At 28.3% G+C, this 20,075-nt stretch carries 21 protein-coding genes; 6 read left to right on the plus strand and 15 right to left on the minus strand.

The features are described from left to right. Window positions 1–323: 323 nt before the first annotated feature. Complete coding sequence (locus PZA12_RS19385) at window positions 324–824, minus strand: AAA family ATPase (protein WP_077843950.1); 501 nt, start codon at window positions 822–824, stop codon at window positions 324–326. Window positions 825–1,194: 370 nt separating this feature from the next. Between PZA12_RS19385 and PZA12_RS19390 the strand changes: the two genes are divergently transcribed. Beyond that, complete coding sequence (locus tag PZA12_RS19390; RefSeq protein ID WP_078114734.1) at window positions 1,195–1,998, plus strand: CPBP family intramembrane glutamic endopeptidase; 804 nt, start codon at window positions 1,195–1,197, stop codon at window positions 1,996–1,998. A gap of 408 nt (window positions 1,999–2,406) precedes the next feature. Here the strand turns inward: PZA12_RS19390 and fabF are convergent, their stop codons facing one another. Beyond that, window positions 2,407–3,642 (minus strand): beta-ketoacyl-ACP synthase II, encoded by a 1,236-nt coding sequence (gene fabF / locus PZA12_RS19395; protein WP_078114733.1) that lies wholly within the window; start codon window positions 3,640–3,642, stop codon window positions 2,407–2,409. 304 nt (window positions 3,643–3,946) lie between these two features. Here fabF and PZA12_RS19400 point away from each other — a divergent pair, with 304 nt between their 5' ends. Together PZA12_RS19400 and PZA12_RS19405 are read left to right on the plus strand one after the other, a co-directional pair. Beyond that, window positions 3,947–4,840 (plus strand): AraC family transcriptional regulator, encoded by an 894-nt coding sequence (locus tag PZA12_RS19400; RefSeq protein ID WP_041899086.1) that lies wholly within the window; start codon window positions 3,947–3,949, stop codon window positions 4,838–4,840. A 123-nt stretch (window positions 4,841–4,963) separates the two neighbouring features. Then, the gene (locus PZA12_RS19405) at window positions 4,964–5,617 is read left to right on the plus strand and encodes a hypothetical protein (protein ID WP_078114732.1); all 654 of its coding nucleotides are present in this window, start codon (window positions 4,964–4,966) and stop codon (window positions 5,615–5,617) included. A gap of 192 nt (window positions 5,618–5,809) precedes the next feature. Here PZA12_RS19405 and PZA12_RS19410 read toward each other — a convergent pair whose 3' ends face one another. The 3 genes from PZA12_RS19410 to PZA12_RS19420 form a co-directional block, all read right to left on the minus strand. After that, window positions 5,810–7,843: a M13 family metallopeptidase gene (locus PZA12_RS19410; protein ID WP_078114731.1), complete on the minus strand. Its 2,034-nt coding sequence runs from the start codon at window positions 7,841–7,843 to the stop codon at window positions 5,810–5,812. 358 nt (window positions 7,844–8,201) lie between these two features. Then, a complete protein-coding gene (locus tag PZA12_RS19415) occupies window positions 8,202–9,494 on the minus strand; it encodes a hemolysin family protein (RefSeq protein WP_077308835.1) in 1,293 nt (430 codons plus the stop codon). A gap of 247 nt (window positions 9,495–9,741) precedes the next feature. Further along, on the minus strand, window positions 9,742–9,900 hold the full coding sequence (locus tag PZA12_RS19420; RefSeq protein ID WP_077838692.1) for an aspartyl-phosphate phosphatase Spo0E family protein: 159 nt from the start codon (window positions 9,898–9,900) through the stop codon (window positions 9,742–9,744). A 135-nt stretch (window positions 9,901–10,035) separates the two neighbouring features. Between PZA12_RS19420 and PZA12_RS19425 the strand changes: the two genes are divergently transcribed. Further along, window positions 10,036–10,251 carry a helix-turn-helix domain-containing protein gene (locus PZA12_RS19425; protein WP_077844031.1) on the plus strand — a complete coding sequence of 72 codons (216 nt, stop codon included), beginning with the start codon at window positions 10,036–10,038 and terminating at the stop codon, window positions 10,249–10,251. A gap of 133 nt (window positions 10,252–10,384) precedes the next feature. Further along, the gene (locus tag PZA12_RS19430) at window positions 10,385–11,431 is read left to right on the plus strand and encodes a substrate-binding domain-containing protein (RefSeq protein WP_078114730.1); all 1,047 of its coding nucleotides are present in this window, start codon (window positions 10,385–10,387) and stop codon (window positions 11,429–11,431) included. An 82-nt stretch (window positions 11,432–11,513) separates the two neighbouring features. Here the strand turns inward: PZA12_RS19430 and PZA12_RS19435 are convergent, their stop codons facing one another. Beyond that, window positions 11,514–11,975, minus strand: coding sequence for a hypothetical protein (locus tag PZA12_RS19435; RefSeq protein ID WP_077844033.1), 462 nt, complete (start codon window positions 11,973–11,975; stop codon window positions 11,514–11,516). 462 nt (window positions 11,976–12,437) lie between these two features. On the opposite strand from PZA12_RS19435, the gene PZA12_RS19440 reads away from it, so the two are divergent. Further along, complete coding sequence (locus PZA12_RS19440) at window positions 12,438–12,764, plus strand: hypothetical protein (protein WP_077844034.1); 327 nt, start codon at window positions 12,438–12,440, stop codon at window positions 12,762–12,764. 28 nt (window positions 12,765–12,792) lie between these two features. On the opposite strand, the gene lepB is transcribed toward PZA12_RS19440, so the two are convergent. The 9 genes from lepB to PZA12_RS19485 all read right to left on the minus strand — a co-directional run bounded on the left by lepB (window position 12,793) and on the right by PZA12_RS19485 (window position 20,073). Next, a complete protein-coding gene (gene lepB / locus PZA12_RS19445; protein WP_078114729.1) occupies window positions 12,793–13,335 on the minus strand; it encodes a signal peptidase I in 543 nt (180 codons plus the stop codon). 284 nt (window positions 13,336–13,619) lie between these two features. Beyond that, on the minus strand, window positions 13,620–14,435 hold the full coding sequence (locus PZA12_RS19450) for an alpha/beta fold hydrolase (RefSeq protein WP_078114728.1): 816 nt from the start codon (window positions 14,433–14,435) through the stop codon (window positions 13,620–13,622). Window positions 14,436–14,586: 151 nt separating this feature from the next. Next, window positions 14,587–16,296: a bifunctional diguanylate cyclase/phosphohydrolase gene (locus PZA12_RS19455; RefSeq protein ID WP_078114727.1), complete on the minus strand. Its 1,710-nt coding sequence runs from the start codon at window positions 16,294–16,296 to the stop codon at window positions 14,587–14,589. Window positions 16,297–16,353: 57 nt separating this feature from the next. After that, window positions 16,354–16,479, minus strand: coding sequence for a cyclic lactone autoinducer peptide (locus PZA12_RS19460; RefSeq protein ID WP_078114726.1), 126 nt, complete (start codon window positions 16,477–16,479; stop codon window positions 16,354–16,356). Between the two features lie 37 nt (window positions 16,480–16,516). Next, window positions 16,517–17,140, minus strand: a complete 624-nt coding sequence (locus PZA12_RS19465) for an accessory gene regulator ArgB-like protein (protein ID WP_078114725.1) — start codon at window positions 17,138–17,140, stop codon at window positions 16,517–16,519. After that, complete coding sequence (locus PZA12_RS19470; RefSeq protein WP_078114724.1) at window positions 17,133–17,591, minus strand: hypothetical protein; 459 nt, start codon at window positions 17,589–17,591, stop codon at window positions 17,133–17,135. The genes PZA12_RS19465 and PZA12_RS19470 overlap by 8 nt, the downstream gene beginning before the upstream one ends. Then, window positions 17,569–18,135, minus strand: a complete 567-nt coding sequence (locus tag PZA12_RS19475; RefSeq protein WP_078114723.1) for a DUF5317 family protein — start codon at window positions 18,133–18,135, stop codon at window positions 17,569–17,571. Before PZA12_RS19475 ends, PZA12_RS19470 begins: the two co-directional genes overlap by 23 nt. 236 nt (window positions 18,136–18,371) lie before the next feature. Next, on the minus strand, window positions 18,372–19,232 hold the full coding sequence (locus PZA12_RS19480; RefSeq protein ID WP_078114722.1) for a putative RNA methyltransferase: 861 nt from the start codon (window positions 19,230–19,232) through the stop codon (window positions 18,372–18,374). Window positions 19,233–19,284: 52 nt separating this feature from the next. After that, the gene (locus PZA12_RS19485) at window positions 19,285–20,073 is read right to left on the minus strand and encodes a YdcF family protein (protein ID WP_078114721.1); all 789 of its coding nucleotides are present in this window, start codon (window positions 20,071–20,073) and stop codon (window positions 19,285–19,287) included. Window positions 20,074–20,075 lie beyond the last annotated feature (2 nt).

Raw genomic sequence — 20,075 nt, forward strand, 5'->3', positions numbered from 1 at the left:
CCATCATCCGCCCTTATATGCTCTAAACCCTGACTCTGCAAAGGACTCCCCCCTATATATTTTTTCAAAAATATAATAGTATTATTAAAAATGTTACTAATTGAAAACCTTGTTTTTTACATTTTATTCATAATTGTTATAATAATTTTAACATTATTTATCTATATTTAAATTTTATAGTTTCACAAAAAAATACAGGTGGATAATCCACCTATAAAATATTAATATAAGAAAGTTAAGTATTAGTTAATGGGGTATCTACACAGTATACATTTTTTTCTCTAAATATATTCCATGTCATTAAAAATAAATAAGATTTATTTTTAAATAATTTTCATTATTTTATCTACAGTTTCCAATACAGAAATGTTGCTTGTATCAATCTTTTTAGTTGACATTTCTTTATATAAATCAAGACGTTCAACACTTCTACTTACGCACTCTTCATCCCGTAACTTTAACTTTACATCTCCTAAAATTCTCTTCTTTAGAGCATCTTCATCACAAATTAAAGTTATCTTGATAACCTCAAAATTCAAATCATTTAGTGGTTCTAATATATCATCAAAAATATCTTCCATATGTATAACCCAATTAAAAATGATATATTCTAATGATGAATTAGTAAGAAAGTTTCTCAATAAATAATTTATATTATTTATCACCATTTTCTTATTTTCATCGTTAACCACGAAAGGATTTATCATCCAGCACCAATCTCCATCAAGCCACACTGAATTTTTCAACTTTTTATTTAATTCTCTACAGGTTGCACTTTTTCCAACCCCCATAGTTCCATTTATTATTATCATTTTTTTCTTCATAACTCTCTCTCCTTTTTATAATGTCCAATTCACACAAACTAATAGGGTACCTCTTTAGAACAACTCCTTTTATAGTCCCATATTTATAGTAGCACTGTCCATTTGATTGTTAAAGATGCCCTTTTTATCATATATCTTCAATGATAATCAGTACATTGTCTATAAAAAAACTTTTAACCCTTATAACAAAAAGTCAAAAAATATAGATTGTACTGCAATCATTTCATGTTTTTCATATAATATTCCAACATTGCCACATAATATTCTAAACTATATGATATAATAATTAATCAAAGTTATTTATTCTATGAAACAAAATATAATTATATCGAAGTACTAAAACAATTATGTTTTTAAAAGGAGCTTAAAAATGAAATACGAAAAAACATTCCTATCAATCACTTTTTTATTAACTTACTTTATAAGTATAATACTTTTACCGAAAGGTTTTATCGGAGCCTTAACTATTATAATGGTTATTCCAGCTTTCGCTGCTATAATTTCAATATTGATGGAATCAAGGTCATTAAAAGTATTACTAAATCCCTTTACTTACAAAATCACATTGAAGGGCTTAATTTTCGCTATTGCATTTCCATTAATTGTGATCTTTCTATGCGGGTCATCTGCATATTTAACTAAACAAGGTGTATTATCAGAAAATATATCGTACATATTTCTCGATGCTATAAAGATTACTTTGATCTCGTTAACACTTTTTATAGCAGGATTATTTGAAGAGTATGGTTGGAGAGGTTACCTTTTACCTCGACTCTTAAAAAGATACAGTATTAAAAGAACTAATTTTATAATGGGTATTATTTGGTCATTATACTATGTTCCCGCATTCTTTATTCTAAATATGCATTTTGGCTTACCTAAAGCCGTTACATATGTAGTTTTGCAATGTGCAGCTATTTTTGCGTTAAACTACTCCTTTACTTATCTTTATACAATGTCACCAAATGTACTTCTACCAAGTATAATGCACATATTATGGAATAATATAAACATAGCCACACTTGGCTACTCTTATAATAATGTTTCTTATGGATTTGTTATTGGCAATGTAAAAATTATTAATGGGGAAGGATTATTAGGGTTGATTTTTTTAAGCTTATTTGCTATTTACGCTCACAGAAAATTTTCCAATCATCCAAGTTTAAATATATAGATATCTAAAATTAGCTTAATCATAGTATACCACTCAAAAAAAAAAAAAAAAAAAAAAAAAAAAAAACAGTATAACTCCATACTATGATATCATTACAGACTATCGCATATATGGTTTCGTTCTTTAAAACTCTATCCTAATATTTCTAGTTTTAAATCTAATTTTCTTAAAGAATTAAAGATAGGCCGAGCCACGCTCTACCTATCTTTAATTTTGTTTTTCAGATTATTATGTTTGAATTGTTTTGCTTATGTCTACATTATCATATTATAACAAAATAATCCATATTTTCTTATACATTTGTAAAATCTCACAAAAATAAGGAACCTTCAACAATTTTAATATAAAAGTCGTTTCTAGAGCTTCTTTGAATAAAATAAACTAGCTTAACTCGTTATATCATTTAAACTAATTAAATGCTTTTAAAACCAAAGTTGCATTGTGTCCTCCAAAACCAAATGAATTACTCAAAGCATAAGTAAATTCGAAATTCTTTCCTTCATTAGGTACATAGTTTAAATCACAATCCGGATCTTGATTTTTGTAATTTATTGTTGGAGGGATGAATCCCTCTCTTAGCGCACATGCTGTTATAATCGCCTCTATAGCACCCGAAGCCCCCAAAAGATGACCCGTCATTGATTTTGTTGAGCTTATAGCAAGCTCATACGCATGTTTCCCAAAAACAGATTTTACAGCCATAGTTTCATTTTTGTCATTTGCTTTTGTTGATGTTCCATGAGCGTTTATATATCCTATATCAGAAGGTGTAATCTTTGCATCTTCAAGCGCAATTTTCATACATCTTGCAGCTCCCTCCCCTTCTTCAGCCGGAGCAGTTATATGGAATGCATCATTAGTACATCCATATCCAACTATTTCGGCAATTATATTAGCTCCTCTATTTAAAGCATGCTCATATTCTTCAAGTATAAGCACACCTGAACCTTCTCCAAGTACAAATCCATTTCTTTCTGAATCAAACGGCCTAGATGCAGTAGCCGGATCATGATTTGTTGTCATAGCTTTAATTGCACAAAAACCAGATAAAGTTAGTTTCGTTACACAAGCCTCTGCTCCACCAGCAATCATTATATCTGCATCATTTCTTTGAATTACTTTGAATGCGTTCCCAACTGCATTTGTTGAAGTTGCACACGCTGTAACAGTACATTCATTATAACCTTTAGCTCCAAATTTTATAGCAACGAGTCCTGAAGCCATATTAGCTATCATCATTGGTACCAAAAATGGACTCACTCTTCGAGGACCTCTCTCTTTCAATTCATCATACTGACTTTCTAGGGTTCCAATTCCTCCTATGCCGCTGCCAATTATTACTCCCATACGTTCTTTATTTATTTTTTCCAAATTAAGCGCTGAATCTTCCACGGCCATTTGAGCTGATGCCAGAGCAAATTGTGCAAATCTATCCATTCTTTTAACTTCTTTTTTATCGACAAATCTACTTGGATCAAAATCTTTTACTTGAGATGCAACTTTAGTAGGTAGATCAGAAACATCTATTCCCTCAATCATACTAATTCCAGACTTTCCAGCCTTTATTGACTTCCAAAGTTCATCTGCTCCAATTCCAAGTGATGTAACTGCTCCAATCCCTGTAATAACTACTCTTCTACTCATACTTAACCTCCTACTTTCTGTAACCAATACAGCATAATTCTTTCTAATTTACAAAGTATTTACTTTATAACTTTTAATCGATATAATAAATCTAAACAATTTAATATCGTCTTTCAATATGATTTTATATGTAAATTGTTAATTAAAATGAACAGATATTGCTTTTTTAATGTCCGATATATTTCCAAAATGAATAAATTAATATATTTAATTTTGTTCAGCATCAAATATATTATATAAAATTATTACCTTACTATCTTTCGTTTATCTCAATAACTATTTTTTTGGAAAAGGTGTTTAAAATATGAAAGACTTAAAAGAAACTATTATTGAAACTGTAGATTATATTGAAAATAACCTCTATAATAAGATTTCTTTGGCTGATATCTCACTACATACAGGGATATCAAAATATTATCTACACAGAATCTTTAAATCTTTAACCGGCGAATCTATTATGGAATATGTTCAAGGTCGAAAATTAACATCTAGCCTTAATGAATTAATTAATACAACTATGCGAATTATTGATATTGCTCTTGAGTACGGTTTTGATTATGAACAATCCTATATTAGAGCATTTAAAAAATGCTTTGGACATACACCTCTTAAAATCAGATCTGATAAAATTTCTTTGAGTTTAATACTTAAAGAAAAAATTAATTGTAATGATATCTTATCCATAGGTAATTCTATTACATATAATCCTCAATTTGTCTTTAAACAAAAATTCAATTTGATTGGAATAAAGCATAAGATATTAAGTAAATCTGGTGATAAAAGCGCAAATTCATATGGACGAGATTTCTTCTATAATCATAAGCATAAAATTAATAATTTGATAAACCCACACGAATACTTTGGTTTTACAGATTGGGGTAGTGATGACTTCATATATTACATTCCAAGTGTCCAAGTTTCCGATATAAATACTATACCCGAAGGAATGATTAGTATTTCTATACCGGCTCATAAATATGTAGTGTTTCGTTTTGTTGGTTTCTTTCGCCCTGACGATCTTAATGGAAGACATTTAGGCCGTTTATTAGTTCAGCTATATAGAAAATGGATTTTTAAATCTGGCTATAAATTTGCTGCCACCTTCAGGTTTGAATATATAGACAATTCAAGATCCAAAGACAATTACTGTGAACTATACGTATATCAGCCAATAGAAGATCTAAAAAGAGAAAACTAGACTCGCATTTACTAATTTAAATTAATAAATACGAGTCTAGTTTTCTTAGCTTCTGAATATCATATATTAACAATATAATTAACTTTTATAATTATAATTGAAAAATTATAAGGGAGAAATTTTATGGTATTATTTTTGTTATTAGTTTGTGGATTTTGTTGGTCGATTGTTTATGTAAAATTAATTCATTTAGGTTTTAGATATAAATCTTGCGGAATTCCATTTATTGCGTTAGCTCTTAATTTTGCTTGGGAAAGTGTCAATTCTTATTTTGATTTAAAAGGTAATATATTAAATATTACAACTTATATCACTTTAATTTGGCTATGCTTAGACATTTTAGTCGTCTTAACTTACCTATTATATGGGAAGCGCTATTTCCCAAAACATACAAATAAAGAATACTTCTGGCCATGGACTTTGATTATATTTATAATGTCTTTTGTTATCCAATATTTCTTTATCATAGAATTTGGTGATTTAGCTAAATTCTATTCCGCTTTTATTCAAAACCTCATAATGTCTATATCATTCATAATAATGTTTGTCGGTAGACCCGATATAAAGGGGCAAAGTTTAACTATAGCTATTAATAAGTGTATTGGTACCTTAGCAACTACAATCTCATCTAGCATTATTTTGCATAGCGGATTAATCATTACTTTAGGAATTTTCTGTTTTATATTTGATACTGCATATATATACTTTTTAAGTCATGTAAAACGATTGCATTCTGATTTTCTTAAATCATCTGCAAAAATAATTTCTAAATCATAATTCAATAAAAGATAAAGGCACCATTAGCGGTGTCTTTATCTTTCATTAAATTAGTAATACTAAAATGTAAAACCTCAATTACAATATGCATAATTTTATTAGCAATTTATTGCTGTAATATAAAACGATTCTAATATATAAATTTATGCACCTTGTTCCTTTAACCTCTTTCACAAAATCAATTCTAATCTACTACCAAATTTGTATTCTATCTTCCGGCTTAATATACATCTTATCATTCTCTTTAATTCCATATGTTTTATAGAATTCATCAAATTGTGCCAATACTATATTATTTCTCACTTTATTTGGTGAATGTACATCATATTGAAGCTTATAATCCTCATATTCTTTTGTGCCAATTTCACGCCAAATAGTAGAATTACTTTCAAAGAATGCCTTATAATCTGGATTAGGCATTTTCTTTAAAATATCTAAAGTGCAAGCCACTCCGCCTATATCAGCTATATTTTCCCCCACAGTAAGATCTCCATTTACATTTTTACCATCATCTACTTTGACAGTATTGTAAAATTGTCTAACTTTATTAGTCTTTTCTTCAAACTTTTTATAATCATCTGCGCTCCACCAATTATTTAAATTTCCATCTGCATCAAATTTCGCTCCAGTATTATCAAATGCATGACTTATTTCATGACCTATAATTGCACCTATTGCACCTAAGTTTTTTTCCTTACTAGAATTCGCATCATAAAACTCACCTTGTAATATTCCAGCTGGAACTGTTATTGTATTAGCTGATGGATTATAAAAGGCATTAATTGTTTGTGGTGTACATGCAAATTTTGATTTATCAACAGATTGATTTAGCTTGCTTATTGAATTTTCATACGCAAACTTACCTAAGTTCTGAATATTTTCCCAAAGAGATCCCCCGTTTTCATACGATCTTATTTCCAAACCTGAATAATCTTCCCACTTTTCTGGATATCCAATTTGCACATTAAGTTTGTCCAATTTTTCAATAGCTTTTTCCTTAGTATTGCTGCCCATCCAATCAAGATTATTTATTCTCTTTTTATAAGTTTCTATTATTTCATTAGTCATATCTTTAACATTTTCTTTAACCTTATCTGAGAAATATTTTTTAATATAAATCTTACCAAAGGGCTCCCCTAATGCAGAATTAACCATATTAATAGCTTTTTCATCTCTAGAAATATCTCCTTGTGACCCTAAGAGTGCATTTCTAAAGTCAGTTGCAGCCTTTTCAAAATCTTCTCCCAAATACTGTGACGCTCTAGCTATATTCTTAATTTCAATATAATCTTTTATCATTTGCAAGTTTTCTTGTTTGTATACATCATTTAAAGCCTGAAACCATTTCGGCTGTGTCAAAATTATTTTATTTGCATTATCTACTTTAAAATTTTTCATAATTGTCTTTATTCTTAGGTTTGGTGCCAAAGAATCAAGCTGATCTAGAGTATACACATTATACTGTTCATCTATAGAATTATTATTTTTTGATGTTTCTTCTTTCCCCTTTATTGATGATGCTATTGTACTTTCAAATTTAAACAAGTTGTCCACTTTAATTTTAGCTTGTTCTTTTGTATACCCGCTTAATGTTAAAACTGTATTATAATAATTTTCTGCCAAGCTTTTAATTCTTGCGCTATTTTCCGTTGGCTTTACATATTCATCTGAATTTCCTAAACTAAGAGGTGTTGGTTCTATATAAAGAGCATTTTTTGTTGCATCTTTTAAATCTACAGAGCAAGAAAATTCTATTAAAGGACTTTCAACTTTTGATTCAGGTGTAAACACCGAAAGATCATCTATTGTTTTAATATTTCTCAATTCTTCCAACATTTCTTTTATCGGTTCAATTCCTTGCTTATTCCTTGCATCAATATTTAAAGTATTTTTGTATAAATTAATTATCTTCTTTTCATCACTATTCTCTGCGTAATTTTTTTCATTAGCTAACAAATCATTTATTATTTGCTTTTTTTGTTCTGTTAACACCTTGCTAGTTTCCATAAATGTTGAATTAGATGTTTTACCAATATCAATTTTAGCTGTATTTAACCATTCCCTATTCACTGATGAATAAAAATCATCTTGCATTCTTAATGAACTAGGCACGATTGCGCTATTTATATCAGCTGATTCTGCTGCTTTTGCATAAGTTCCCTGACACAGTAAAAATGAAAATATTAATATACTTGCTACGACTCCTTTTATTTTTATTTTCCCCATCTAAAATCCCTCTTCTCCCATTTTGATAATTTTTCCAATTCAGATTAATTATACATCTTATTTATTTTTTTACAATTCTAAAAAGCTTAATTTAACCTTAAATAAATTTATAGCTTTAATTCTTGAGAACAAGATGAAAGGCAGCTCTGTTTATTAATATTTCTGCACTTCTGCCTTATGGAACGCATGTGAGAAAAGTTTGGCAAGCGAATAAGATTTCTTTTTTATTCTTTTTAAAATACCAAAACTATTCAACTGACCTTTTAAGCTATCCACAGATTTTAATGGAATATAAATTCCTAAGGAATAAAAAAACAGCACTCAGATATATGGAAATATCTAAAAGCACTGTTTTAAATTATTCACTTAAATTTTTGATTAATACTTGATTTATTCTTTTTCTATCGCATTTTAAAATTATAAATTCATACTTGTCATAATTTATCTTTTCTTTAGGTTTTGGATATGACTTCAATTGAGAGTAAATCCATCCACCAATAGTATCAATATTTTCAGCTTCAATATTAGTATCTAAGAGTTCGTTGATATCTCCGATTAAAACTTTACCATCAACTACATAGCTACCATTATCAGTCTCTCTTATTTCCTCTTCTCCGTCATCATCAAATTCATCTTGAATTTCACCAACAATTTCTTCTAAAATATCTTCGGTAGTCACAAGCCCTGCTGTACCACCAAACTCATCTATAATTATTGCCATTTGAGCTTTTTCCTTTTTAAAAGTTTTAAACAATTCACTAATTGATAATGATTCAGGAACAAATTTAATTTCTCTAATAATTCCTTCTATGTTATCGCTGCCTTCAAATTTAAGTTTATATAAGTCCTTAATATGTATGAATCCAATTACATTATCTTTACTATCTCTACATACAGGATATCTAGTCAGTTGTTCTTCTAAAGCATAATTTATAATTTCATCAAAAGTATCTTCAATAAAAATACATGCCATATCAGTACGCGGTATCATAATATCTCTTACTGTTTTTTCTGAAAAGTCAAATATGTTATCTACAAAAGTTAACTCTGTTTGATCTATTAATCCATGTTTATAGCTATCTTCAACTAAAAGCTTTATTTCCTCATCCGTATGAGCTGCTTCTTGTTCATCAATTTGTGAAATTCCAAATATCTTTAAAACCAAATTAGTACTATGGTTAAAAGTCCACATTATCGGATAAGTCAATCTATAAAAAGCTATAAGCGGCAAAGCTGTATACATTGCTATATTTTCCGTGTTTATAATTGCCAATGATTTAGGCGCCAATTCGCCAAGTACAATATGAAGACCAGTTATAATTGAAAATCCTAAAACCACTGAAATTGAATGCAATGTTATTTCAGGCAAATTAAATAGATTTATTAAAGGTCTTAACATCTCTGCAAATGCAGGCTCTCCAACCCAACCAAGTCCTAATGATGCTAACGTTATTCCTAATTGACATGCAGATAAATATGAGTTCAAATCTTTAACAACTTTTAATGTATGCTTTGCATTTCTGTTTCCTTCCATTGCCAATGTTTCTATCCTTGACTTTCTTACCTTTACCATTGCAAATTCTGTTGCTACAAAAAAACCATTCATAAATACAAGCAAAATTACAATAATAACATTTAATATTATAATCATATATTGATAATTTCCCTCCCAAGTTATTGTATGTATACTACTATATAATACTATTTTAAATACTAATTAACATTATAACATATATTGTTTAATAAGTTAGAGTATAAACAATTAATAATTCATTTTATTTTATATTCTCCATTCTCCAATTAATTAAACCCTACTATTTTTCTTACTAAAACAAAATCTGTATACACTTATGAGGAATGACTTTTTATCAAGTTTGTCCATTTAAGTTCATTTTTATCTACTCTTTATCTATACTTTCAACATCTGTTTTCATAGCTTCAACTATATAGATATCCAACTTCTGACTCAACTTTAAAATTTTATTATAGTCCAGCCTTTCACTAATTATTTTATTTAATTCATCCCTTAATTCTTCAATTTCTTTCTTTTTATCCATACCCCACCTCCAATAAAATACTTTTTAGCTATATATTGTATTTAATACCATTAGTAATTACATTATATAACAAATATTGTTTACTACCAGGAAACTTTCGACTTTTTTCGAAAGCGATAGAATGAGGTGATAAGTATGTTAAAGAGAAAAAGAAGGGAATTAAATTTAACTCAGTCGAAATTGGCAAAAAAATTAGGAATTAGCAAAAGTTATTTATCTAAGTTAGAAAAACATCCTTCCACTTGCAATCCTAATATTAATTTTATTTTAAAATTATCAAAAGAATTAAACCTAGATCCTACAGAAATTTTTTTATATTTTATAGAAAATAAAGATCATCTTATTAAATAAAAATTATATACCATTATCACATGCAATTCTTACATATCCTATCTAATAAATTACATTAACAAAATAGAGTATATTTTTTTTACTAAAAGACAACCTAAAACTATTAATTATATTAAGAACCTGGAGGCTTCAAATGAAGGTATTAAAAAAAATAATAATTTTCACTACTATATTAACATTATTTATCGTCGCATCATTAAATATAGTAAAAAATAATATATATGCAAACGCACAAATTAAATCAGAAAAAACAAAAAGAATAGTAGTACTTCTCTCTTCTTTTAATGACGCATATATCTCTTTGATTAAAGATAGCTTAGAAAGGATTCAAAAAGAAAACGCTAACAATGTAGAATTTATATTTCTTGATGGGAAGAACAATACAGATATACAAAATGAACTTATAGATTCAACACTTTCAACAGATTTTGACCTTTTATTAGCAAACTTAGTTAATTTAGATGCAAATAATATAGACTCATTTATTAACAAGGTAAAATCCAAAAATATTCCTGTAATTCTATTTAATATAGTTCCATTTGTAACAACTTCAATTAAATCTTATCCTAAGGCTCTTGTAATAGCAACATCAGCTGAACAATCTGGAATTTTACAAGGAAATTTAATTGTTAATGCATGGAACACTAATAAAGCAGCTATGGATAAAAATAAAGATAATATTCTTCAATATATTATGCTAACAGACAAAAACAATAACACACTAACTACCGCAAGAACAAGGTATTCTATATCAACAATTAATGACGCCGGAATAAAAACTGAGGAACTTTCCAGAATATCTTCAGAGGGAACTAAAGAAGCCGCTCAAATGATTATGGAATCAACGTTTCTAAAGTATGGTGATAAAATTGAAGCTATAATTGCAAATAATGATACTTTAGCTATAGGAGCTATTAACGCCTTGCAAAAATATGGTTATAATATAGGTAACAAATCAATACCAGTTGTTGGAGCTGATGCAATACCAGAGGCTAGAGAATTAATTAAAAAAGGTTCTATGCTCGGTACTGTTATCCAAGATCCATCTGCGATGGCAGAAGCTCTTTATACAGTTGGAATGAATTTAATTTATAATAGGCCACCTCTTAGTAATACAAACTATAAGTTCAACGAAACCGGCTTTGTAGTAGAAATGCCTTACAGCGAATATAAAAAATGAATGAATTTAAAATTATTAATACACTCATTCATATGATATTAAGAGTAGCCAAATGGCTACTCTTAATTAAGTTACAAATTTATTATTTTTCATCTTTATTAGCAGCTGTTTCTGCTTCATTTAAATTCGAATTACTACTTGAAGTAAGTAGTGATTCAAATTTCCTTAATTCACTTTTTAGTTTCTCATTTTCTTCTTGTAACTTAGAATTAATATCATTCAATTCCTTAATTACTTTTGCATTACCAAATGTAAAATCTTTGCCTAGATTTAAATTCTCAAGTATATTTTGTTTTAATTCCTCAATATCCTCTTTTTTTAATTCTGGAAATTTAGATATTAACGTATTATCAAACTTATCTATTTTTAATTTCAACACATTTTCAATCGTACTTGAAATTCCAAAATCCTCATCAATCATATCCCAAATTTCTCGTGCTTTTGAAATATAATCTGGATGCTTTGTTAATTCCTCCTTCAATCCAGATTTATTAAATCTGCTAGTAAGAATTTTCTCCATTGGCTTTAAAATTGCTTTTAACATTATATACTTCCTTCAATATTATTTTATAACACATATTATGAAATACCGACCTTAAAATCCACTTTTCTTATGACAATATAATATAAATAATTTTTAGTGAATGTTAAATTAAAATTTCTTACAAACTATACCATGGCATTAGTATTATTAATAATGCACAAAAAAGATGCGGCCTAACTTAGCCGCATCTATATTTATAAGAGATTATGAGATTATTAAGGTTTTATATAATTTGAGACATACTCTTTTGTACACTTATATATTAACATAATCCGACAAAATATTCTATTGTTTTTATTATATTTTTATAAATTTAATATTTAAGTATAATAGATGACGATTTTGCAGAATATATTTAATGCATTAATCTCTATTCCTCTAATTAACTTAATTAAAGACGCAGCCAGTATTTTATTGGCTGCGTTTAAAAAATTATAACTGCATTAAAGCGAGGTATAAATAATGAAAATAAAAAACTTCTTAGTAACCCTCTTAATATTTTTTATCTTTACTATAAGCAATGCTAATGCAACGATTCCAATAGCAAACACTTACAAGCAAGGTATATATAAAATTTCTGAAAGCAGCAAAGAAAATTATACTGCAAAACTTATAACTCCTAATAACATTACAAGTTTAATTATTATAGATCCTGATGGAGATATAAAATTTTTCAAGAGATTCGATACAATCAATGAAACGATTAACTTAGGTCCTATGGTTAAAGGTGATATAGTATCAATAATCGGTACTGGAGAAATAGCCGCTAATTTTATAACCATAAGTTAAAACCACTCTCTCGAGTGGTTTTCTTACATTATTTTAACATTCCAAAATCTTTAAAAGGATAAAATATAAACTGAGCCTTTCCTTCTATTTTAGAGCTATCTATATAATGATCTTTCCAATACCTTGCATCTAATGATACAGGTCTATTATCTCCTAAGAAAAAATACTTTCCTTGTGGTACTTCAAATGATCCATTATAATCATCCTTATTTTTTACATAGTCTTCTTCCAACTTTTCTCCATTTACAAATACTATCCCATTTTTTATATCTATCTTATCTCCTGGCAAACCTATTAATCTCTTTACTAAAGTTTCTTTAAGTTCATCTGAATAAAATACAATTACATTTCCTCTTTTTAGATTATCAAAGTTATGTATTCTTGTTACTAAAATTTTATCATTTAAATTTATAGTTGGAATCATTGATCCTGTTGGCACATATACATTAAAAAATACAAACTGTCTTAGTAAAAACGCTATTACTAAAGCACAAAATATTGGTATTATCCAATCTTTAATAAAATTACTTTTCTTCTTACCTTTTTCTTCTATTTTAGTACTTTCTTCCAAAGCATATCATCCTTCCTAGATTATAATTAATATTTCTGCTTTTACTATATATATACAGATTAATTTAGTAACCATTTATTTAACTTACCAATAAAATAAGAATTAGTCAAGTTTACTTACGTTATATTAATCATCATAAAAGAAAATATAAGGTACTATTCTAAAGAATATATATTCTTTAGAATTTGTAACCTTATAAAAAAGTATAATTTCTATATCATATTCATATCTTCAACTCAAAATCAAAATATCACTTAATAACATTCACTTACCTCTCATAAATATTACTGTTCAATGAATTTTGTTAACTCTTGATTAAATTTTTCTTTTTCATCGTAGAATAATCCATGTCCACTATCATTAAATGGTATAATTCTAGAATTCTTAATGATTTGCCTTTGAGCTTCACCCAAAGCAAATAAACAAACTTGGTCATGAATGCCATGAAGAATCAATGTTGGAACATTAATTTTTTCAAGATCAGAAAACAAACTTTCTTCGCCTAACCAAGTATTAGCAACTTCTGCTGTAGCCCAACCTGCTGCCTGCAATCCAAGCTGAAAGAACCAATTTGAAAAACTCTCTGTAATATGCTTATAGAAAAAAATATCTCCAAAATCTTGAAGCATTTTAGGTCGATCAGTATATGTTCCTTTAATTATATCAATAACAGCTTGTTTCTGTAACCCATGAGGAAAATAAGATCTTTGAATAAGGCTTGGTGCTGCCGCTGCGCAAAGAACCAACTTAGAAACTTTGTCATTATCATATCTTGACATATATCTAATAGCGATTGCTCCACCTGTAGAATGACCTAGTAATGTAAAGCTTTTTAATTTAAGTACTTCCACAACTCTTCTAACATCATCCGCTAATCTATCGTAGTCATACCCCCTATATGGTTTATCTGATTCACCAAAGCCTCTTTGATCTATCCCTATACACCTATATCCCATTTTAGGAAGGATATTAAACTGGTATTCAAATAATTTATGACTTCCTGGCCAACCATGCAAAAATACAATTGTATTTCTTCCTTCTTCATTAAGATCTTCTACATAAACTTTAACATCTGGTTCTACTTTAATATAGTAACCCATGCAAATTGCCTCCATTAATAAACTTTCTTTCTAAAAACAGCTTATTCTTTTACAACAAATAGGTGAATTACTACTATTAAGTTTCTAAAACTAATATTAACATGCAATTTGATTAAAATAGATATTTATGATTTATTTATACGTGTATTTATCATATATCGCTTACGCCTTCTATAAAAGCCTCGCCCTCATTCCTTCTCACTATTTCAATGAAAGCCGCCGAAATTTCAGGATCAAATTGTGTCCCGCTGCATTTTTCAAGTTCCTCTGCTGCTTCCTCATAAGTTTTTCTAGTATTATATGGTCTATTTGATGTCATCGCATCAAAACTATCAACAACTGTCAGAATTCTTGCTAAGTAAGGTATTTCCTTGCCCTTTAATTTATTAGGATATCCGTTTCCATCATACCTTTCATGATGACTTATAATTAAAGGTATGATATCTTTAAGTGATTCTACAGACTTTATTATTTCAACTCCATTAGCAGGATGTTGCTTTAATAATTCCCATTCTTCATCTGTTAGTCTCATTTTTTTCATTAACACTTCTTTATTAATGTTAATCTTGCCAATATCATGCATGTAGGCACCATAAATTAAAATTTCTTTTTCTCTTTTGCTTAATTTGAGTTTATCAGCAATCATTCTACTATACACTACAACTCTTTCTACATGACCATAAGTATATCTATCTTTAGCATTAATAACACTAATCAAGGTTTTTATCGAAGCGACAAGTTCAATATCTTTTTCATCTATATTTTTTTTGATTTCATCTAGAATTGAGGTATACGCCTCAACCCTATTCTTATTGAAAAATTTTGCTCTATATAACGCATCATCTGCACTTTTTATTAATTCTATATCATTTCTCGCTTTATTTGGATAAACTGATACACCCATGGAAACTGTAACTTTCCCTTTAGGCTGACTTTCTTCCCCCTCAAAATGTGTACACTCTATTTTTTTTCTTAAATTTTCTGCCATCTGCATTGCTTCTTCCTCATTTGTATCGGGCAGTATTATCGCAAATTCTTCGCCCCCATATCTTGCTGCGATATCTTCTTTCCCTACATTACTTCTAATAATTTCACCAATTTTTCTAAGGACGTAATCACCTTTTTGATGGCCATGAGTATCGTTATATTGCTTAAAATAGTCTATATCTATAAAAATCATGGATACAGGTTTGCTATTCCTATCTCCATTCTTAACTTTCTCTGCTAACGAGTCACAGAAATATCTATGGTTATAAAGTTCAGTAAGCCCATCAATATTTATTAACTCCTCTAACTTTTTAATATGTTCTGCTTCTATCTTTACATAGAATCCCAAAGGCCATGAAGTTAAAATAAATACTCCTGCCAGGATCAAATCATTTTCAAAATATGTATTTACTATTACATTAGGTTCCATAAATATATCCATCGCTAAAATAATTAGAGATGAAATACAGGAAACTATAATACCTTGTTTCATTCCATATTGAATCGTTGTTGTTATTATTATAAACAAATACAAAAATTTATATTGGCTTTCATTTACTCCACATATAAATATAATTATCGAAAACACTATTATAAATACTGCTATTTCAATTTTATTGAATATAGTTCCACGCCTCCATCTAATCTTATTTTTTATTGAAAATGTCCATGCGCAGTAAACTAAAGTTATTATCATTAATGGAGCACAAAGAAATACATATTGATAATAGTAACTAATTTCCCATACTTGCGAGTTAGTATTTTTAATAAACTCTCTACATAAAATTATACCCACGAATAAAAGTGAAGATAATTTTACTACAGATATTATATCATTAACTTGTTTTTTTTTGTCGTCTTTTACACGCTTCATATAATATACCTCATAAATAGTTACAGTGAGGCCAATATGCTGGTCTCACTTTGTAAATTACTCTTCTCTTAAGCACTTAGGTTCTTCTGGCTGATAATGTCCCCATATACATGCAGAAGTAGAAACAATTGATGCGATAAGTGTTGCCGCTGTTGCTACTACCATTAAAATTCTTCGTTTCATTAACTTCACCTCCTTTAAACTAAGTAACCTAGTTTTTTTAATGTCCGAACTGCCTCAATGCTAAATGCCCAGTTTTAGTTAAAGAAAAAATCTGCCACGACAAGCCTATATAAATACACAAAGAATAGGTTAATAAAGTAAGATTCTCTGTTAGCAAATATGACAAAATTAAAATTAATACAATAGCTAAGTAAACGCTCAACGTTATGATAGACACTTTTTTTAGCCTTTTTTTCATTTTATGACTTCTAATTGGTTTTGCCGCACTATCAACAGGAGCTAATTTATATATAATATAATACGACCATGCAAATATTATGCTTCCTACCACTATAATCAAAATCAAATCAAAATGTGCATATTTCGCTGTTATTCCCATTCCTACACTAACAACAGTTCCTATAATAGCACATTTTTCAGGTGAACTCGCATGAGCTCCCCCTGAGCTTTTCCTTAGCATACTTGTTGTAAATGATACGATAAGTGCTTCAATCATTACATTGAAAATAACTCCAAATATCATAACTAATGCTATGCAAATCATAATTTGGATAAAAGCAAATATTCCATAGTTTATTACTGATTTTCTATCATCATTAAGATTTAATTCACGTGCAATATAACCAGAAATTTTTTTGCATATATTCTCAATTTTAAACATCTCTAAGCATTCCTTTTTTTAAATAATAAATTAATGTTATAATTACAAAACATACTAGAGATGGTAACCCATATATTTCTTTTAATACTGGATTTAACATTATAACATCCAAACTATTTCTAAACGCAATGTTTAATAGTAGAATATTTAATCCTTCACACATAAATAAAACTATAGTTGTTATCAATGATGATTTTATAGACAAAACCATATCTGCTTTATTTATGCTCCACATAATAATAATCATTACAAATATATCAAGTATGGTTGGCACTCCATAATTTATAGGCAGAAGTCGTATTCCATATTCACATACTGCTAATAATAAACTCGAAATTACATATCTTTTTGCATTAAGTTTTACATTAGATAACGCTATCATTGCTAGTATTAATACAAATGCTTCTGGAACTAACCTAAATATAAATTCAAATACTGTTAATCTTAACATTTTCTTTTCTCCTTTGATTATGAATTTTCCTTAACGCACTATAAATCACTACAAACACAAATACTCTTATAAGTACATCCCCTACGCTAAGGATAGTGTATCCTAAGTCTATAAAGTCAGTTAAGATCTTTAATTTAGTTTGTGAATCTCCTAATATATGAATATCATTCGTTCCTTGAAAATTTTCTAATGTACGACCTGTAAAGTGCGATAATGATTGATAAACTGGCATAAATCCCGCATTGGCTTTTATTGCAATATCATTTAATACGCCGCCTAAAATCATAAAAACCGATCCAATTATCGAACTTTTGTATAATTCATATTTTAATATCAGTAACAAATATGTAATTAAATAGATAGATGTTAATCCCCCTATAGTTCTTATAAGCACATAATTGCCAAAAAAAGTAGCAACTTGTCCAATAAACGTAAGTATTTCAAATCCAATTAGAGGATAAATAGTCCATGATTTAAACAACGGACTTATTTTGTATCCTCTAATTTTTGCTAAAAAAAATGTAAGTAGTACTGTTTCTGGCATGTTTCCTCCGTGATCAAATTTACTTATAATTCACAATAATATGCATCATAAGAAAACAAATAATTATGAATTATAAGTAAATTATTATGCATATTAATATATATTATAATACCTATTTTGTACAGTTTCTATATCTTTACCTACAAAAGGATAAATTTAATAAATTAGTTATAAAAATACTAAAATAAACTCTACCTATATAGGCTTATATCAAATTTGAATTCAGTTCTATTAATTTAAATTTTCTTTTTAAATATACCTATTCTCATATCTATAGTTATAGCTAAGGATTCATAATCTTCTAGCTTCTCTTTATTCTCCGGTGTAGACTTCCAATAATGAGGTGTCATCTTTAATAAGCTCAATAATTCTTCTTTATTCAATGTTATATCAAATGTTTCATTAGCTTCTTCTATATAATCATTTTCTTCTGCATTTGCTTTATAAACTTTATCATTTAAATGAACCTCAGAATAAATAATATTCCTAAGTTGTATTAAATGATTAGTTCTAGGTAAAACTCTAACAAATATTCCATCATCCTTTAAAACCCTATTACACTCATCAATATCTATAGGACTAAATACTGAAATAATACAATCCACTGTTTTATCGCCAAGTGGTATGTTAAAATTGTTTCCGACCGCCCAAACACAATCTTTGTTTAGTTTACTTGCATATTTTACAGCTTCTTTAGAAACATCTAAGCCATAATAATTAGCTTGAATATTTTTCTTATTCATATAATCTTTTAGGTTTGTTAAGTAATATCCTTCGCCGCATCCTAGATCTACAATATTCAATTTCTTGCTAATTTTATCTGACATCCCATCAACTATTATTTCATTTATCTTATCAGACAATGGTTTATAATATCCTCTGGATAAAAAATCTATTCTTGATAAAACCATTTCCTTTGAATCACCAGGATTCTTACTTCTTTTCTGATTGCTTATTAACAAATTTACATACCCTTCTTTTGCTATATCATATGTATGTTTGTTACTGCATCTGTACATCTTATTTGAAATATCCTTAACTAATTTTTCCTTACAAACTGGGCAAAGCAGCAAGGTCTCATTTAAAATATCATTCATAAACTTACAACTCTCTTTCCATATATTATGTATTATATTTTAATTGCTAAAATCAACATCTACGGTAAAAATCTTCATTGTTAATCAATGTTTTTAGACTATTGTATACTTCTTCTATTTCTCTTGGTATATCAACATGGACTATAAATCCCTTTCCATTAGGTCCATACCCATTTTCGTCATCTTTTAATCTTGGGATCTCTCCCATCAAAAGTTCCAAATATCTTTTATAATCCCAAATTCCATTAATTCCAATATTAATTAATTTTAAATTCATATCAATATTAGGAATAAATGGAGCATAGTTTATTAACTTAACATTTTTACTATATGTATACCTGGAAAACGAAGCAAAAGTTCTAAGTTGCATAGTAGGATCTTGAATTAAAATTAAAGATTTATATTCTATATTTAATTTGCGTAATAATTCTATTGTCTTTTTAGCATTATCTCCACAATTCGTAGATTTATTTTCTATAATAATTTTATCTGAGTTAACACCATAAATTTTAGTCATTATATCAAAAAATATATCAGCTTCCGGCCTACCATCTACTTGAATCGAATTAAACTCTGAACTTCTCCTTATTTCATCTCTCAGTATTTGGGTAGAATGACCAATCCCCCCACTAATTAAGATTTTATCACATATATTATTCTTCCATGCATTCACAGCACACTGTACTGTATAAGGGATAGAATTACCTAATAAGACTAATACATCAACTTTTTTTAATCCAAATTTTCTTTCTAGTTCTTTAGAATTTAACGTGCTTATATCTCTAACTGCTAAAAATTCAGATATCTTATTAATACAATATTGGATTTCTTCACTATTCATTG

This window comes from Clostridium beijerinckii (assembly GCF_036699995.1).
GTDB lineage: Bacteria > Bacillota > Clostridia > Clostridiales > Clostridiaceae > Clostridium > Clostridium helianthi.

Bases quoted from the DNA above. Each gene is read 5' to 3' on its own strand.
- PZA12_RS19435 (WP_077844033.1), bottom strand. From the start codon at position 11,975: ATGTTAAAAGCAATTTTAAAGCCAATGGAGAAAATTCTTACTAGCAGA.
- PZA12_RS19485 (WP_078114721.1), bottom strand. From the start codon at position 20,073: ATGAATAGTGAAGAAATCCAATATTGTATTAATAAGATATCTGAATTT.
- PZA12_RS19385 (WP_077843950.1), bottom strand. From the start codon at position 824: ATGAAGAAAAAAATGATAATAATAAATGGAACTATGGGGGTTGGAAAA.
- PZA12_RS19410 (WP_078114731.1), bottom strand. From the start codon at position 7,843: ATGGGGAAAATAAAAATAAAAGGAGTCGTAGCAAGTATATTAATATTT.
- PZA12_RS19425 (WP_077844031.1), top strand. From the start codon at position 10,036: ATGTTAAAGAGAAAAAGAAGGGAATTAAATTTAACTCAGTCGAAATTG.
- PZA12_RS19440 (WP_077844034.1), top strand. From the start codon at position 12,438: ATGAAAATAAAAAACTTCTTAGTAACCCTCTTAATATTTTTTATCTTT.
- PZA12_RS19465 (WP_078114725.1), bottom strand. From the start codon at position 17,140: ATGTTTAAAATTGAGAATATATGCAAAAAAATTTCTGGTTATATTGCA.
- PZA12_RS19460 (WP_078114726.1), bottom strand. From the start codon at position 16,479: ATGAAACGAAGAATTTTAATGGTAGTAGCAACAGCGGCAACACTTATC.
- fabF (WP_078114733.1), bottom strand. From the start codon at position 3,642: ATGAGTAGAAGAGTAGTTATTACAGGGATTGGAGCAGTTACATCACTT.
- PZA12_RS19400 (WP_041899086.1), top strand. From the start codon at position 3,947: ATGAAAGACTTAAAAGAAACTATTATTGAAACTGTAGATTATATTGAA.
- PZA12_RS19420 (WP_077838692.1), bottom strand. From the start codon at position 9,900: ATGGATAAAAAGAAAGAAATTGAAGAATTAAGGGATGAATTAAATAAA.
- PZA12_RS19415 (WP_077308835.1), bottom strand. From the start codon at position 9,494: ATGATTATAATATTAAATGTTATTATTGTAATTTTGCTTGTATTTATG.
- PZA12_RS19480 (WP_078114722.1), bottom strand. From the start codon at position 19,232: ATGAATGATATTTTAAATGAGACCTTGCTGCTTTGCCCAGTTTGTAAG.
- PZA12_RS19470 (WP_078114724.1), bottom strand. From the start codon at position 17,591: ATGTTAAGATTAACAGTATTTGAATTTATATTTAGGTTAGTTCCAGAA.
- PZA12_RS19455 (WP_078114727.1), bottom strand. From the start codon at position 16,296: ATGAAGCGTGTAAAAGACGACAAAAAAAAACAAGTTAATGATATAATA.
- PZA12_RS19430 (WP_078114730.1), top strand. From the start codon at position 10,385: ATGAAGGTATTAAAAAAAATAATAATTTTCACTACTATATTAACATTA.
- PZA12_RS19405 (WP_078114732.1), top strand. From the start codon at position 4,964: ATGGTATTATTTTTGTTATTAGTTTGTGGATTTTGTTGGTCGATTGTT.
- PZA12_RS19450 (WP_078114728.1), bottom strand. From the start codon at position 14,435: ATGGGTTACTATATTAAAGTAGAACCAGATGTTAAAGTTTATGTAGAA.
- PZA12_RS19390 (WP_078114734.1), top strand. From the start codon at position 1,195: ATGAAATACGAAAAAACATTCCTATCAATCACTTTTTTATTAACTTAC.
- PZA12_RS19475 (WP_078114723.1), bottom strand. From the start codon at position 18,135: ATGCCAGAAACAGTACTACTTACATTTTTTTTAGCAAAAATTAGAGGA.